This is a genomic window from Lentilactobacillus diolivorans DSM 14421 (assembly GCF_001434255.1).
Taxonomy (GTDB): Bacteria; Bacillota; Bacilli; order Lactobacillales; family Lactobacillaceae; genus Lentilactobacillus; species Lentilactobacillus diolivorans.
In genome coordinates this window covers 1-1,055 of the sequence record NZ_AZEY01000018.1, presented here as the reverse complement: position 1 = coordinate 1,055, position 1,055 = coordinate 1, and the positions used below count along the sequence as shown (strand labels likewise).

The window sequence follows — 1,055 nt, the reverse complement described above, 5'->3', positions numbered from 1 at the left end:
TAACGCGTTGTGCTAGTTATGAAACATTCAAGCATAGCGGCCAAGTTTCAAGCCGCTTTTTCCGGCGGCGAGTTGTTCGTGAACTCGAATCGTATGCCAGAGTAAAAGCGCTTCTAACCGATTTTTTAGGCCGGACATGGTCCGAATTCCCGGGTGTTCAAAATGACCGACCAGATCCAAATTATTGAAACTGGTTTCAATGTGCCGCCGTTGATTTTTGAGGAAGGCAATGTCAACGGTTGAATCGGCAGCCATGTTCTTCCGCAAAGGCGTCCAGAGATGAATCCCAAAGGTGGTTACTAAATGATCCTTGAGGGGCTGACTTAAATAGCCACCATCTGCTAAGACTTGCCGAGTAGGCCGAGTTAATAGGAGTTCTTCAGCGACTTTTCGATCATCCATTGAAGCCGGGGTCAACTCCCAAGCCAAAAAATAGCCTTGATTGGCCATAACGGCATGTAGTTTAAACCCGTAATAATACGTCTGTTTCGTCACGTTATAACCCTTATTAGCGACCTCACTTAAAACTTTAGCCCGATTACTCCGGCGGGCTGAGGCCAAAGTAATTGGCGCGCTGTCAACGATTTCATAAGTCATGGGTGGCACCCACTGATCCAATAAAGACCCGCGAATAAATTGGATGATCTGATTCAGATCCCGGCATCGTCGATTATATCGGGATCGTTCCGGAACGGTGATTCCCCAGCTAACCAATTTTTGGTGATAATGGTTTTCGGAACCGTCACGCTCTTCAATCCGCATTAACATACAAGCCAAAATAACGACATCATCGGCTTTTAACTGCTGGTGATTCCGACGAAAGCGAATTGCCGGATCAATGGTTTGATAAATCGGTTCAATAATTTCGATAAAATGTTGAAATTTAGCTTGAATTGCATCAGTTTTTACGATAACTTTGAGGAGGCCTCGCATAGCAGTTCCTTCTTTCTGGTTTTGTCACCTAAGAAGTTACCGCAAATGCGGGGCTTTGTGGTATTTAAAGTTCTATAAAAGATTTAATTGTTAAGAATATGGCACAACTAGCACAACGCGTT

1 protein-coding gene is annotated in these 1,055 nt (G+C 44.4%); it reads right to left on the bottom strand.

Annotated elements, in window-relative coordinates:
* Positions 1-27 precede the first annotated feature (27 nt).
* Positions 28-933, bottom strand: coding sequence for an IS982 family transposase (locus FC85_RS01310; RefSeq protein ID WP_057863770.1), 906 nt, complete (start codon positions 931-933; stop codon positions 28-30).
* Positions 934-1,055 lie beyond the last annotated feature (122 nt).